The sequence below is a fragment of the Cupriavidus sp. PB-02 genome (genome assembly GCF_058252315.1).
Genome location: NZ_CM177694.1, coordinates 2,886,013 through 2,900,158, shown reverse-complemented (window position 1 = coordinate 2,900,158; position 14,146 = coordinate 2,886,013). Strand labels below are relative to the sequence as shown.

The 14,146-nt window shown below is 68.6% G+C and carries 14 protein-coding genes; 13 read left to right on the top strand and 1 reads right to left on the bottom strand.

Annotated elements, in window-relative coordinates; translation table 11 throughout:
- Nucleotides 1-48: 48 nt before the first annotated feature.
- The 11 genes from AC10V3_RS13570 to AC10V3_RS13520 all read left to right on the top strand — a co-directional run bounded on the left by AC10V3_RS13570 (nt 49) and on the right by AC10V3_RS13520 (nt 11,118).
- Entirely contained in the window at nt 49-2,361 is a 2,313-nt protein-coding gene (locus tag AC10V3_RS13570; protein WP_022535786.1) for a DNA polymerase III subunit gamma/tau, read from the top strand.
- 81 nt (nt 2,362-2,442) lie between these two features.
- A complete protein-coding gene (locus tag AC10V3_RS13565) occupies nt 2,443-2,775 on the top strand; it encodes a YbaB/EbfC family nucleoid-associated protein (protein ID WP_022535785.1) in 333 nt (110 codons plus the stop codon).
- Nucleotides 2,776-2,783: 8 nt separating this feature from the next.
- The gene (recR, locus tag AC10V3_RS13560) at nt 2,784-3,398 is read left to right on the top strand and encodes a recombination mediator RecR (RefSeq protein ID WP_022535784.1); all 615 of its coding nucleotides are present in this window, start codon (nt 2,784-2,786) and stop codon (nt 3,396-3,398) included.
- A gap of 67 nt (nt 3,399-3,465) precedes the next feature.
- A complete protein-coding gene (locus AC10V3_RS13555; RefSeq protein ID WP_022535783.1) occupies nt 3,466-4,371 on the top strand; it encodes a LysR family transcriptional regulator in 906 nt (301 codons plus the stop codon).
- Between the two features lie 189 nt (nt 4,372-4,560).
- Nucleotides 4,561-5,757 (top strand): CaiB/BaiF CoA transferase family protein, encoded by a 1,197-nt coding sequence (locus AC10V3_RS13550; protein ID WP_022535782.1) that lies wholly within the window; start codon nt 4,561-4,563, stop codon nt 5,755-5,757.
- Nucleotides 5,754-6,722, top strand: coding sequence for a hydroxymethylglutaryl-CoA lyase (locus AC10V3_RS13545; RefSeq protein ID WP_022535781.1), 969 nt, complete (start codon nt 5,754-5,756; stop codon nt 6,720-6,722). The genes AC10V3_RS13550 and AC10V3_RS13545 overlap by 4 nt, the downstream gene beginning before the upstream one ends.
- A 75-nt stretch (nt 6,723-6,797) precedes the next feature.
- Nucleotides 6,798-7,814 carry a Bug family tripartite tricarboxylate transporter substrate binding protein gene (locus AC10V3_RS13540; protein WP_022535780.1) on the top strand — a complete coding sequence of 339 codons (1,017 nt, stop codon included), beginning with the start codon at nt 6,798-6,800 and terminating at the stop codon, nt 7,812-7,814.
- 198 nt (nt 7,815-8,012) lie between these two features.
- Nucleotides 8,013-9,056: an ABC transporter substrate-binding protein gene (locus AC10V3_RS13535; protein ID WP_022535779.1), complete on the top strand. Its 1,044-nt coding sequence runs from the start codon at nt 8,013-8,015 to the stop codon at nt 9,054-9,056.
- A gap of 132 nt (nt 9,057-9,188) precedes the next feature.
- A complete protein-coding gene (locus AC10V3_RS13530) occupies nt 9,189-10,001 on the top strand; it encodes an ABC transporter ATP-binding protein (protein ID WP_022535778.1) in 813 nt (270 codons plus the stop codon).
- A gap of 32 nt (nt 10,002-10,033) precedes the next feature.
- Nucleotides 10,034-10,825, top strand: a complete 792-nt coding sequence (locus AC10V3_RS13525) for an ABC transporter permease (RefSeq protein WP_022535777.1) — start codon at nt 10,034-10,036, stop codon at nt 10,823-10,825.
- A 152-nt stretch (nt 10,826-10,977) separates the two neighbouring features.
- A complete protein-coding gene (locus AC10V3_RS13520; RefSeq protein WP_349604251.1) occupies nt 10,978-11,118 on the top strand; it encodes a hypothetical protein in 141 nt (46 codons plus the stop codon).
- 152 nt (nt 11,119-11,270) lie between these two features.
- Here AC10V3_RS13520 and AC10V3_RS13515 read toward each other — a convergent pair whose 3' ends face one another.
- Nucleotides 11,271-12,245 carry an NADPH:quinone oxidoreductase family protein gene (locus tag AC10V3_RS13515; protein ID WP_022535775.1) on the bottom strand — a complete coding sequence of 325 codons (975 nt, stop codon included), beginning with the start codon at nt 12,243-12,245 and terminating at the stop codon, nt 11,271-11,273.
- 208 nt (nt 12,246-12,453) lie between these two features.
- Here AC10V3_RS13515 and surE point away from each other — a divergent pair, with 208 nt between their 5' ends.
- Both surE and AC10V3_RS13505 read left to right on the top strand, forming a co-directional pair.
- The gene (gene surE / locus AC10V3_RS13510; RefSeq protein ID WP_022535774.1) at nt 12,454-13,206 is read left to right on the top strand and encodes a 5'/3'-nucleotidase SurE; all 753 of its coding nucleotides are present in this window, start codon (nt 12,454-12,456) and stop codon (nt 13,204-13,206) included.
- A gap of 28 nt (nt 13,207-13,234) precedes the next feature.
- The gene (locus AC10V3_RS13505; protein WP_022535773.1) at nt 13,235-14,146 is read left to right on the top strand and encodes a protein-L-isoaspartate(D-aspartate) O-methyltransferase; all 912 of its coding nucleotides are present in this window, start codon (nt 13,235-13,237) and stop codon (nt 14,144-14,146) included.

The following is a 14,146-nucleotide window of genomic DNA, read 5'->3' as shown; positions in this document are numbered from 1 at the left end:
GGGGCCCCGGCAGGCTCCGGGCGGTCGCCATTTGCTACAATCGCCGCCATGAGTTATCAAGTTCTAGCGCGCAAATGGCGCCCCAGGGATTTCACCACGCTGGTCGGCCAGGAGCACGTGGTCCGCGCGCTCACGCACGCGCTGGAACAACAGCGGCTGCACCATGCCTACCTGTTCACCGGTACGCGCGGGGTCGGCAAGACCACGCTCTCGCGGATCCTGGCCAAGGCCCTGAACTGCACCGGCCCTGACGGCAACGGCGGCATTACCGCGCAGCCGTGCGGCCAGTGCAAGGCCTGCACCGAGATCGACAGCGGCCGCTTCGTCGACTACATCGAGATGGACGCCGCCTCCAACCGCGGCGTCGACGAGATGGCGCAACTGCTCGACAAGGCGGTCTACGCCCCGGGCACCGGGCGCTTCAAGGTCTACATGATCGACGAAGTGCACATGCTGACCAACCACGCCTTCAACGCCATGCTGAAGACGCTGGAGGAGCCGCCCGGGCACGTCAAGTTCATCCTCGCCACCACCGATCCGCAGAAAATCCCGGTCACGGTGCTGTCGCGCTGCCTGCAGTTCAACCTCAAGCAGATGCCGCCCGGGCATATCGTTTCGCACCTGGACCATATCCTGGCGCAGGAAGGCATTGGCCACGACGGCAATGCACTACGCCTACTGGCGCAGGCCGCGCACGGCTCGATGCGCGACGCGCTGTCGCTGACCGACCAGGCCATCGCCTACAGCGCGGGCCAGGTCTCCGAAGAGGCGGTGCGCGGCATGCTGGGCGCGATCGACCAGGGTTACCTGGTGCAGTTGCTCGACGCGCTGGCCGCCGAGGACGGCGCCGCCATGCTGGGCATCGCCGATGCCATGGCCGACCGCAGCCTGTCGTTCGCCGGCGCGCTGCAGGACCTGGGCTCGCTGCTGCACAAGGTGGCGCTGGCGCAGGCCGTGCCGGCCTCGGTGCAGGACGAATGGCCCGAAGCGGACGATGTGCGCCGCCTGGCCGGCGTGTTCGATGCGCAGGAAGTGCAGCTGTTCTACCAGATCGCCAACCTCGGCCGCAGCGAGCTGGCGCTCGCGCCGGACGAGTACGCCGGCTTCACCATGACGCTGCTGCGCATGCTGGCGTTCCGGCCGTCGTCGGCGCCGGAGCCGTCGCCAGTGTCGGCACAAGGGCAGGGCGGCGCCGCGCCTTCGCGTCCGCGCAGCGCGGCGCTGGCGGCCGGGCCTGCCGAAACCCGTCATGCGACCGCCGCGGCAAGTCCCGTCACGGCGGCCCCGGCAGCCCCGGCGACGGCAGCGGCGATGCCCGCCGCGGCAAAACCCGTCGCGCCGGCACCCGCCGCACAGCCGCAACCGGTCGCCGAACCCGCCGCGCCGGCACGCCCTGCGCCTGACGTTGCCATGTCGCCGGCACGCGCCGCGCTGGCTGCCGCACGCCAGGCCTCCGCCGCCCGCGGCGGTGCCCGCAACGCGCCGCCACCGGCCATGCCGGCAGCGCCCGCCGCCGCGCAGCGCCCGCCGGCCCAGCCCTTGCGCGCGCCCGGCGCCGCGGCAGTAAGCCGCCCGGCAGCGCCGACCGCCAGGCCGCCGGCCCAAGCATCTGCACAGCCTGCCCCGCCACAACCGTCCGCGCCTGCCGCAAGGCCCGCGCCGAAGCCTGCCGCGCGCCAGCCCGAACCGGAATCGGTGCCGCCATGGGAAATGGCAGGCGGCAGCGATGTGCCGCCGTGGGAAGACCTGCCGCCCGACCTGCCGGTCATCGGTCCCTATGACAGCGACCCGGGCTATAGCGACAACGGCTTCAGCGAACCGGTTGTGCGTGCCGCCCCGCGCAACGGCGCGGCACGGCCAGCAAGCCCGGCCGCGCGTGAAGCCGAGCCGGTGCGCGAAGCCGCCCAACCCGCGCCCCCGCCCGAGCCCGCCAAGTACGTCGCCCCGCGCCCGCCCGCAGCCGGCGAAGACGGCACGCCGCCGGTCTTCAGCGGCGAATGGCCGGCACTGGCCGCCGGCCTGCCACTGAAGGGCCTGGCGCAGCAACTTGCCTACCAGAGCGAACTGACACAGGTGGTCGGGCGTACCTTCCACCTGCGCATCCCGGTCGCGGCCCTGGGCGAGAACGGCGTGGCCGAGCGGCTGCAGCAGGCGCTGTGCGACCACTTCGGCGAGCCGGTGCGCGTAGCCTGCGAAGTGGGCGGAGTCTCGGTCACCGCGGCGGCGGCTGATGCCGAGGCCCGTGCCGAGCGCCAGCGCCAGGCCGAGGCCGTGATCGAGGCCGATCCCTTCGTGCAGGGGCTGCTGCGCGACTTTGGCGGTCAGATCGTGCCCGGTTCGATCCAGCCGCGCGCCGCCTGACCGGGCCCGCGCAGACCGCAGGCACTTGCCTTACCGAATTTCCACCACCGAATTTCTTACCGAATCCAGGAGCGTCCCATCATGATGAAAGGTCAACTCGCCGGGCTGATGAAGCAAGCCCAGCAGATGCAGGAAAACATGAAGAAGATGCAGGAGCAGCTGGCCCAGATCGAGGTCGAGGGCCAGTCCGGCGCCGGACTCGTCAAGGTGGTCATGACCTGCAAGAACGACGTCAAGCGCGTGACGATCGACCCCAGCCTGATGGCCGAGGGCGAAGATAAGGAGCTGCTGGAAGACCTGGTCGCCGCCGCCTTCAACGACGCCGTGCGCAAGGCCGAAGCCACCACGCAGGAAAAGATGGGGTCGATGACCTCGGGCCTGCCGCTGCCCCCGGGCTTCAAGCTGCCGTTCTGAAGACTACCGTGAAGGCTTCGTCGCCCACCTCGCTGCAGGCACTGGTCGAGGCGCTGCGGGTGCTGCCCGGCGTCGGGCCCAAGTCCGCCCAGCGCATGGCCTACCACCTGCTGCAGCACGACCGCGAGGGCGCGCGCAAGCTGGGCGACGCATTGCGCGGCGCGGCGGACCATATCCGCCACTGCGAACGCTGCAACACCTTCACCGAGCAGGAGATCTGCGCGACCTGCCTGGACGACCGCCGCGACGGCTCGCTGCTGTGCGTGGTGGAAACGCCGGCCGACCAGGTCATGATCGAGCAGACGCTGACCTACCGCGGCAAGTACTTCGTGCTGATGGGTCGGCTGTCGCCGCTGGACGGCATCGGCCCGCGCGAGATCCACCTGGACCGGCTGCTGGCGCGCGCCACCGAGCCGGAACTGGGCGGTCCCGTCGGCGAAGTCATCGTCGCCACAAACTTCACCAGCGAAGGCGAGGCCACCGCCCACTACATCGGCGAAATGCTGAAGGCACGCGGCCTGAAGGTATCGCGCCTGGCGCGCGGCGTGCCGGTCGGCGGCGAGCTGGAATACGTCGACGCCGGCACCATCGCCCGCGCGGTGATGGACCGCCGCAACCTCTGAGCCGGGTCGCGCGGGGCTGCACGCCCGCGCGCCATTCATCGGAATTCTCCGCCTCCCTGCCTGCCCAATGAACCTGGCCCGCTTCGATCTCGTCACGCTTGGCTTGTTCGTGGCCGTGGCCCGGCAGGGCAGCATCTCGGCCGGCGCGCGCCAGTCGCACCTGGCCGTGGCCGCCGCCAGCAAGCGCATTTCCGACCTGGAAACCGCGGTGGGCGCGCCGCTGTTCTTCCGCCATGCCGCGGGCGTGCAACTGACCGAGGCCGGGCAGGCCTGCTTCCACCACGCACTGACCATCCTGCAGGACGTCGAGCGCATGGCCGGCGTAATGTCGGACTATGCCTCCGGCGTGCGCGGGCAGGTGCGCGTGTGTGCCAACACCTCGGCGATCACGCAATTCCTGCCGGACGACCTGGCGTCGTTCATGCAGCACCATCCGACCATCCGCATCGAGCTGGAAGAGCAGAACAGTCGCGACATCGTCGCCGCGCTGGTCGAGAACCGCGCCGACGTCGGCATCTTTGCCGACCGCACCCCTGCAGCCGGGCTGATGACGATCGAGTACCGGCAGGACGAGCTGGTCATCATCACCCCACCCAACCATCCGCTGGCCGCGCGCGGCCCCGTGCGCTACGCCGATACGCTGGAATTCGACTTCGTCAGCCTGCCGCAGGAGACCTCGCTGGCCGCGCGCCTGCTCGAGGAGAGCAGCCGGCTCGACCGGCCGTTCCGCCTGCGCATCCAGGTGCGCAGCTTCGACGCCATGTGCCGCATGGTGATGGCCGGGCTGGGCGTGGGCGTGCTGCCGCGCATCGCCGCAGAGCCGCACGTCAAGTCGATGGGCTTGTCGCTGGTGTCGCTGCAGGACGCCTGGGCGCGTCGCTCGCTGCTGATCGGGCTGCGCGACCCGGCCGGGCTGACGGTGTCGGCGCGGCTGCTGATTACCCACCTGTGCGGGGACCGGGCGCCGTTCTGACGCCCGGGCGCTGAGGCGCCCTCTGGAGCCTTTCGCGTTCCGAGAAAGCCCGCTTCACCGATTGCCGATTCCTAGCGGGCTCCCCGCTGGGGCACACTCCGTTCCATGCCAAGCGCGGCGCGCCGGGCTCCCAAGCCCGGCACCAGCTGCCGCACTGCAACAAAACACAGCATCGCACGGAGACACCCCATGGCGCAACAGATCCTCGAGGGCATTCGCGTCCTCGAACTCGGACAACTCATCGCCGGCCCCTTCGCGGCCAAGACCCTGGCCGACTTCGGCGCCCACATCATCAAGGTGGAGCCGCCGGGGCAGGGCGACCCGCTGCGCAAATGGCGCATGCTGCACGAAGGCACTTCGGTCTGGTGGGAAGCGCAGTCGCGCAACAAGGAATCGATCTGCATCGACCTGCGCCAGCCGGAAGGCCAGGCCCTGGTGCGCAAGCTGGCAGCCGAGGCCGACGTGCTGATCGAGAACTTCCGCCCCGGCACCATGGAGAAATGGGGTCTGGGCTGGGATGTGCTGCATGCCGACAACCCGCGCCTGATCATGCTGCGCGTGTCGGGCTACGGCCAGACCGGCCCGAAGAAGGACGAGCCGGGCTTTGCCGCGGTGGCCGAGGCCATGGCCGGCCTGCGCCACCTGACCGGCGAGCCGGGCCGCGCCCCGGTGCGCGCCGGCCTGTCGCTGGGCGACACCATCGCCGGCCTGCACGGCGCCATGGGCGTGCTGCTGGCGCTGTATCAGCGCGATGCGCGCGGCGGCGAGGGCCAGGTCATCGACGTGGCGCTGTACGAGTCGCTGTTCAACCTGAGCGAAAGCCTGCTGCCGGAATACTCGGCCTTTGGCGCGGTGCGCCAGCCCGCCGGCGGCGCGCTGCCAGGCATTGCCCCGTCCAATGCCTACCCCTGCGCCAGCGGCGAATACGTGCTGGTGGCGGCCAATGGCGACGCCATCTTCAAGCGCATGATGCTGGCCATCGGCCGGCCCGACCTGGCCGACGATCCGGCGCTGGCGCAGAACGATGGCCGCGTGAAGCGCGTCGACGAGATCGATGCCGCCATCGCCGACTGGACCCGCACGCAGACGGTGGAATCGGTGTTGGCGGTGCTGCGTGAGGCGCAGGTGCCGTCGGGCCGCATCTATACCGTCAAGGACATTGCCGAAGACCCGCACTACCGCGCCCGCGGCGTGATCGAGTCGGTGACGTCGGCCGGCGGGCTGACGGTCGAGGTGCCGGGCGTGGTGCCCAAGCTGTCGGCCAGCCCCGGGGCGATCCATGACCGCGCGCCGACGCTCGGCGAGCATACCAATGCGGTGCTGAAGCAGGCCGGCTTCGATGCCGCCGCCATCGCCGACCTGCGCGCGCGCAAGGTGATCGCATGAGCGCCGCCACCAGACTGAGCGGTCCCACCCGCGTCGAGATCAATGAAGTCGCGCCGCGCGACGGCCTGCAGATCGAGCCGGTGGTGGTGTCGACCGACGCCAAGGTCGCCTTCCTCGACGCGCTGTCGGCCTGCGGCTTTGCCCGCATCGAGGCCACCTCGTTTACCTCGGCCCGCGCCATCCCCGCGCTGGCCGATGCCGAGGCGCTGATGCACCGCATGCAGCGCCACCCGGGCGTGCGCTACACCGCGCTGGTCCCTAACCTGCGCGGGCTGGAGCGCGCGCTGTCGTGCCGGCCGGACGAGGTCAATCTGGTGATGTCGGTCAGCGAGACCCACAACCGCGCCAACCTGCGCATGACGCGCCAGCAGTCGCAGGATCAGTTGCTGGCGATGATCGACGCGGCGGGCGCCGCCGGCGTGCCGGTCAACGTGTCGCTGTCGACGGTGTTCGGCTGCCCGTTCGAGGGCGAGGTCGATGCCGGCGCGGTGATGGCACTGGCCACGCGCTTTGCCGAAGCCGGCGCGGCCGGCATCACGCTGTGCGACACCACCGGCATGGCCTACCCGAACCAGGTCGCCGCGCTGTGCGAGGCGTTCCATGAAGCGCTACCCGATGCCGGCCTGACCATCCACCTGCACAACACCCGCGGCATGGGCCTGGCCAATGCCGTGGCCGCATGGCAGACCGGCGTGACGCGCTTCGACGCGGCCGCCGGCGGCCTGGGCGGCTGCCCGTATGCGCCCGGAGCCAGCGGCAATGTCAGCACCGAAGACCTGGTCCACATGTTCGACTGCATGGGCGTCGAGACCGGCGTCGACCTGGGCGCGCTGCTCGACGTGGTCGCCGGCATGCCGGCGCTGGTCGGGCGCGAAATCCACAGCCAGTTGCTGAGCGCCGGCCCGCGCCTGCGCACGCACCAGCCGCCAGCTTGGCTGGCGGAGCACTTCGCCGGGCAGCCATAGCCTGTCGATCCCTGCGGCGACATTGCCGCGCCAATACAAGAACAAACGCATCCCTGAGAGATAACGGAGACCCTCATGAAGCAAGCCCTTCAACACAAGCTCGCCATGCCCGCACGACGCAAGGCCGTGGCCGCCACGCTGGCGGTGCTGGGTTCGGCATGGCTCGCGCCCGCCGCGCTGGCGCAGGACGGCAGCTACCCCAGCCGGCCGGTGACGCTGGTGGTGTCGGCCGCGGCAGGCGGCACCACCGACCTGGCGGCGCGGATGATTTCCGAGCCGCTGGCCAAGGCGCTCGGCCAGCCGGTGGTGGTCGACAACAAGCCCGGCGGCAACGGCGGCATCGCCGCGCAACTGGTGGCCCGGGCCAAGCCGGACGGCTACACGCTGATGCTGCAATACTCGGGCTTTCACGTGATTACGCCGTTGCTGGTGAAGAACCTGTCGTGGGATCCGGTCAAGGACTTTGCCCCCGTGGCCAATATCCTGTCGGCGCCGCAGGTGCTGGTGGTGCGCCAGGGCCTGCCGGTCAAATCGCTGAAAGAACTGGTGGCGTACGCCAAGGCCAACCCGGACAAGCTCAACTACGCGTCGTCGGGCAACGGCTCGCTGCAGCACGTCTCGACCGAGCTGCTGAACCAGATGGCCGGCACGAAAATCACGCACGTGCCGTACAAGGGCACCGGCCCGGCCATGACCGACCTGCTGGGTGGTTCGGTCGACCTGACCATGACCACGCCGCCGCCGCTAATGGGCCATATCGCCGCCGGCAAGCTGCGCCCGCTGGTGGTCACCAGCAAGACCCGCCTGCCCAGCCTGAAGGACGTGCCGTCGGCGCCCGAGGCCGGTTACCCTGACCTGGATGTGTCGTCGTGGTTCGCGATGTACGCGCCGGCGGGCACGCCCAAGGCGGTGATCGACAAGCTCACCGGCGAGATCGACAAGATCGTGCGCACCGAAGCCTTCCGCAAGAAGGCCGAGGAACTGGGCGCCGAGGCCAAGTACATGAACCCGCAGCAACTGGCGCAATACCAGAAGGCTGAGCTGGAGCGCTGGGCCAAGGTGATCAAGTCCGCCAACATCCACGCCGAATAGGAAGGACGCGGCAAGGTGATCGAAAGGTCAGGGCGCTAAGCTCGCGGGTTTGCCTGTCGGGCCGGATTCGCTAGGTATTGATACCGATGCGGACCCGCGTTCCTCCCAGTAGCATCGCAACTTGCCGCACGGCGGCGCGCCCCCTTGCCATGGCTTCGGCCGCGTTGCCGTTCCAGTCCAAACGGGTAGGAGATACGCATGTATAACAAGAAATTCTGGAAACAATTCCTGATCGCGCTGGCGCTGTTCCTGGCCGGCTGGTTCACCTTCGGCCATGCGCAGGCGCAGGGCAAGCCGGAGAAGACTAAGGTCACCATCGCAGTGGGCGGCAAGAACCTCTTCTACTACCTGCCGCTGACCATCGCCGAGCGCCTGGGCTACTTCAAGGAAGAAGGCCTGGAGGTCGAGATCGTCGACTTCGCCGGTGGCGCCAAGGCGCTGCAGGCCGTGGTAGGCGGCAGCGCCGACGTGGTCTCGGGCGCGTACGAGCACACCATCAACCTGCAGGCCAAGGGCCAGCGCTATCAGGAATTCGTGCTACAGGGCCGCGCCCCGCAGATCGTGCTGGTGGTGTCGAACAAGACCATGCCCAACTTCAAGTCGATCGCCGACCTGAAGGGCAAGAAGATCGGCGTGACCGCGCCGGGTTCGTCGACCAATATGATGGCCAACTTCGTGCTGGCCAAGTCCGGGCTCAAGCCGTCGGATGTGTCGTTCATCGGCGTGGGCGCCAGCGCCGGCGCGGTGGCCGCGATGCGTTCGGGCCAGATCGATGCGATGGCCAACCTGGATCCGGTGATCTCGATGCTGACGCAGAAGAATGAAGTGCGCGTCGCCTCGGACACCCGTACGCTCAAGGACACCCAGGCGGTGTTCGGCGGCAATATGCCGTCGGGTTGCCTGTATGCTTCGCAGGCCTTTATCCAGCAGAACCCCAACACCACGCAGGCGCTGACCAATGCCATGGTGCGCGCGCTCAAGTGGCTGCAGAAGGCGGGCCCGTCGGATATCGTCAAGACCGTGCCCGAAAGCTACCTGCTGGGTGACCGCGCGCTGTACCTGGCCGCGTGGGAAAAGGTCAAGGAAGCGATCTCGCCGGACGGCACCATGCCTGCCGACGGCCCGCGCACCGCACTGAACGCGCTGGGCCAGTTCGACGCCGAGCTGAAGGGCAAGTCGATCAAGCTGGAAGAGACCTATACCAACGCCTTCGTGCAGAAGGCCAACGCCAAGTACAAGTAATACCCTTGCCGTCGATATCATCGGCCCGCTGCCCGCAGCGGGCCTTTGCTTTGCGGCATTGACGGCCCATCCATCATCACCCGCCCGCGCCGCACCCCTGGCGCCGCCACGACGGGACTGAGACGGTTCACCATGAGCATTCCCGCACTTTCCCTCGACAAGGTCACCTGCACCTTTGTCTCGCGCGATGACCGCAGCCAGCGCTATACCGCGGTCAAGGACGTCACGCTGTCGATCCAGCCCGGCGAGTTCGTTTCCGTGGTTGGCCCGACCGGCTGCGGCAAGTCCACGCTGCTGAACGTCGGCGCCGGCCTGTTGGGGCCTTCCAGCGGCGAGGTGCGCGTGTTCGGCGAGCCGCTGCGCGGCATCAACCGGCGCGCCGGCTATATGTTCCAGACCGAGGCGCTGATGCCCTGGCGCAGCGCGCTGGATAACGTCGTCGCCGGCCTGGAGTTCCGCGGCGTGGCACGCGCCGAGGCCGTGCAGCAGGGCGAGGAATGGCTGCGCCGCGTCGGCCTGGGCGGCTTCGGCGACCGCTATCCGCACCAGCTTTCGGGCGGCATGCGCAAGCGCGTGGCCCTGGCGCAGACGCTGGTGCTGGATCCGGACATCATCCTGATGGACGAGCCGTTCTCGGCGCTCGATATCCAGACCCGCCAGCTGATGGAAAACGAGGTGCTCGAGCTGTGGGCCGCCAAGCGCAAGGCGGTGCTGTTCATCACCCACGACCTGGACGAGGCCATCGCCATGAGCGACCGCGTCGTTGTGCTGTCGGCCGGCCCGGGCACGCACCCGATCGGCGAGTTCGCGATCGACCTGCCGCGCCCGCGCGACGTGGCCGAGATCCGCAACCATCCGCGCTTTGTCGAGCTGCACGCCGCGATCTGGGACGTGCTGCGCGAAGAAGTGCTCAAGGGCTATGCCCAGCAGCTCAAGGTGGCCTGAGCCTTCCCATCACAACAAGACCTGAATTCACGATGGCATTCCGAAACGACTCCAAGGGCATGCTGCGCGTGTGGCAGTTGCTCGTCCTGGTGGTGATCCTCGGTGTGTGGCACCTGGCCACGCGCTCGCAGCAGGTCGCCTTTTTCTTTGGCGAACCGCTGATGGTGGCGCAGCGGATCTGGAACTGGTTTTTCGTCGAGCGCGATATCTACCTGCACCTGGGCGTGACGCTGATCGAGACCGTGCTGGCCTTCGGCATCGGCACGGTGGCGGGGCTGGGCGTGGGGCTGTGGCTGGCGCTGAGCCCGCTGACCTCGGCCATCCTCGATCCCTACGTGAAGGCGATGAACTCGATGCCGCGCGTGATCCTGGCGCCAATCTTCGCGGTGTGGTTCGGTCTGGGCATCTGGTCCAAGGTGGCGCTGGCGGTGACACTGGTCTTCTTTATCGTCTTCTTCAACGTCTACCAGGGCGTCAAGGAAGTGAGCCCGGTGGTGCTGGCCAATGCGCGCATGCTGGGGGCCAATCAGCAGCAGCTGCTGCGCCACGTGTACCTGCCGAGCGCGACCAGCTGGGTGTTCTCGTCGCTGCATACCTCAGTGGGCCTGGCTTTTGTCGGCGCGGTGGTGGGCGAGTACCTGGGCTCGGCGCGCGGCGTGGGCTACCTGATCTTGCAGGCCGAAGGGACCTTCGACATCAATACCGTGTTTGCCGGCATCGTGGTACTGACGGCGTTCGCGCTTGTGCTGGACTGGATGGTGGGGCTGGTCGAGAAGCGGCTGATGAAGTGGCAGCCGACGAGCGGGGAGACGGAGAAGCTCTGAGGCAAGCTAAGGGCAGCATGACTACGGGCGAGTCCTGCAGACCGGCGGTTTGCTTCCCTTTCCCGCTTGCTGGAGAGGGGCGAGGCAGGCACTGGCACACCACCGGCCTGAACTCCGTTGACACGCCGGGCCCTCACCCCAGGCCTCTCCCCGTGGGCGACCTCGTCGACCGCGACCGGCGGTTGCAAGGACGGGCTGTTCTCGCGCGCTTCGCCGTCAGCGTGTCGCGCTACTTTGCCGGTTTCGCCAACAACCAGACCGGCGTGATTGCCGGGCTGCAGCACCGGTTCTGAGGAGGACGGAAAGGCTGATTCGGAACTGCCTGCCGCCCGGCGTAGGGGTGTGCGCCGTCAAGGACGGCAGGCAGCTTGGGGCGTGTTGCCCCACGCTCTGCGCCCTTCTTTTGTCGGCGCACGCCTGGCGCGCGCCGATGCATCAAAGCCCCTCAGGGCACGATCACGATCTTGCCGGTGACCTTGCGCGCTTCCATGTCCTTGAGCGCCTGCGGGGCCTGCTCGAGCGGATAGCGCGCCGAGATATGCGGGCGGATCTTGCCTTCCTTCATCCAGCCTAGCATCTGCGCCATATTGGCCTGGTTGGCCTTGGGCTCGCGCCGCACGAAGTCGCCCCAGAACACGCCCACCAGCGACGCGCCCTTGAGCAGCGCCAGGTTCAGCGGCAGCTTCGGGATCTCGCCGTTGGCAAAACCCACCACCAGGTAGCGGCCGCGCCAGCCGATCGAGCGGAAGGCCGGTTCGGCATAGATCCCGCCCACCGGGTCATAGATCACATCCGGGCCCTTGCCGTCGGTCAGCGCCTTGATGCGCTCGCGCAGGTCTTCGGTGCTGTAGTTGATCAGAGCATCGGCGCCGTGCTCCTTGCACACCGCCAGCTTCTCGTCGGTCGAGGCCGCGGCGATCACGCGCGCGCCGATGGCCTTGCCGATCTCGATCGCCGCCAGGCCCACGCCGCCGGCGGCGCCCAGCACCAGCATGGTCTGGCCGGCCTTCAGTTCACCCCGGTCGATGACCGCGTGGTGCGAAGTGCCGTAGGTCAGCGTGAAGGCCGCCGCGGTCTCGAAATCGATGCCGGGCGGCATCGGCACCACCGACGCCGCCGGCGCCTTGGCCTGGGTGGCGAACGCGCCGTTGCCCAGGTAGGCGATCACCTTGTCGCCCGGCTTGACGTGGGTGACGCCTTCGCCGACCGCATTGACCACGCCCGCCAGTTCGGAGCCCGGGCTGAACGGCAGTTCAGGCTTGGCCTGGTATTTGTTCTGGATGATGAGCACATCCGGGAAGTTGACGGCGGCCGCCTTCACGTCGATGACAACTTCACCCTTGCCGGGCACCAGGTCGGGCAGGGTTTCGATGGTCAGCGAATCGGGCGGGCCCCAGGCTTTGCACAGTACGGCTTTCATCATGTCTCCAGTGATATAGGTCGCGTCCCGCGCCAGTGAAGCAGCTTGCGGGCGGGCAGGGCAAGTGTAGCGCAGAAATAGCACGATCGTTCTGTTCCGTGCCGGCCACCGCCAATGGCGTACCGTAGCACCGGAAGCGCCCCGGCAGCGCGCATTTTGAGGCGGCTCGCGGGCCGCTTGTGACGTTCCGCTCAGGTACAATCGCGCCATGCATATCCTTCTCGCCAACGATGACGGTTATCTCGCGCCGGGACTGGCCGTTTTGCATGCTGCGCTCGCGCCGCTGGGCCGTATCACGGTCATTGCGCCGGAGCAGAACCACAGCGGCGCCTCCAACTCGCTGACGCTGCAGCGCCCGCTGTCGATCTATGAAGCGCGCGAAGGCGTGCAGAAGGGTTTCCGCTTCGTCAACGGCACGCCCACCGACTGCGTGCATATCGCGCTGACGGGCCTGCTCGACGAAAAACCCGACCTGGTGGTGTCCGGCATCAACCAGGGACAGAACATGGGCGAGGACGTGCTGTACTCCGGCACCGTCGCCGCCGCCATCGAAGGCTACCTGCTCGGCATTCCGTCGGTGGCCTTCTCGCAGGTCCACAAGGGCTGGGAGCACCTCGACGCCGCGGCGCGCGTGGCGCGCACCGTGGTGGAGCGCATCATTGCCAAGCCGCACACCGAGCCGTTTCTGCTCAACGTCAATATCCCGAACCTGCCGTTCGAACATATCAAGGGGTATCGCGCCACGCGGCTGGGCAAGCGCCATCCGTCGCAGCCGGTGATCACGCAGGTCAACCCGCGCGGCGACACCAACTACTGGATCGGTCCGGCGGGCGATGCGCGCGATGCCAGCGAAGGCACGGATTTCCATGCCACCGCGGCAGGCTATGTCTCGCTGACGCCGTTGCAGCTCGACCTGACCCACCGCGGACAGCTCGACGCGCTCGACCAGTGGCTTAAGTAAGCCACCGTCCCGCTGTGTCGCGCCCCCGATGAGTTCCACGCCCCCTCGCAACAAGTTTCCGCTGCCGCTGGACGCGGTCGTCGAACGCAAGCCTGCACCGGCGCGCACCGCCGGCATGCCCGCGGTCGGAACGCCGCGGCCGGCCGCGCCCGCTCCCAAGCCCGCCAAGCCGCGGCTGCCGCGGACCGCAGCACCGGCGCCCGTGCCGGCTCCCGCCAGCAAGGTCGAGCAGCGCGCCTCGGCCGCCACGGCCGGCGGTGGCGGCATGGCCTCGGCGCGCGCGCGCGTGGCGCTGGCCGGGCGGCTGCGCGCCGCGGGCATCCGCGACGAGCGCGTGCTGTCGGCCATCGCCACGGTGCCGCGCCACCTGTTCGTCGAGCCGGGGCTGGCATCGCAGGCGTATGAGGACGCTGCGCTGCCGATCGGCCACCAGCAGACCATTTCCAAGCCCTCGGTGGTGGCGCGCATGATCGAGCTGCTGCGTGAAGGGCTGGCGGCCGACGCGCCGCTGGAGCGCGTGCTGGAGATCGGCACCGGCTGCGGCTACCAGGCCGCGGTGCTGAGCCAGGTCGCGCGCGAAGTCTTCTCGATCGAGCGCATCCGGCCGCTGCACGAGCAGGCCAAGGCCAACCTGCGCCCGCTGCGCGTGCCCAACCTGCGCCTGCACTACGGCGATGGCATGCTCGGGCTGCCGCAGGCGGCGCCGTTCTCGGCCATCATCCTGGCCGCCGCCGGCATGGAGGTGCCCGAGGCGCTGCTGGAGCAACTGGCGATCGGCGGGCGGTTGATCGCCCCGGTGGCGGTGGTGCCGCCGGCAGGCGTGCCCGGCCAGACCGTCACGCAGCAATTGCTGCTGATCGAGCGGCGCAACCGCCATCGCTTTCACCGAACCGCGCTTGAAGCCGTTTTCTTTGTGCCCTTAAAATCGGGCACCATCTGA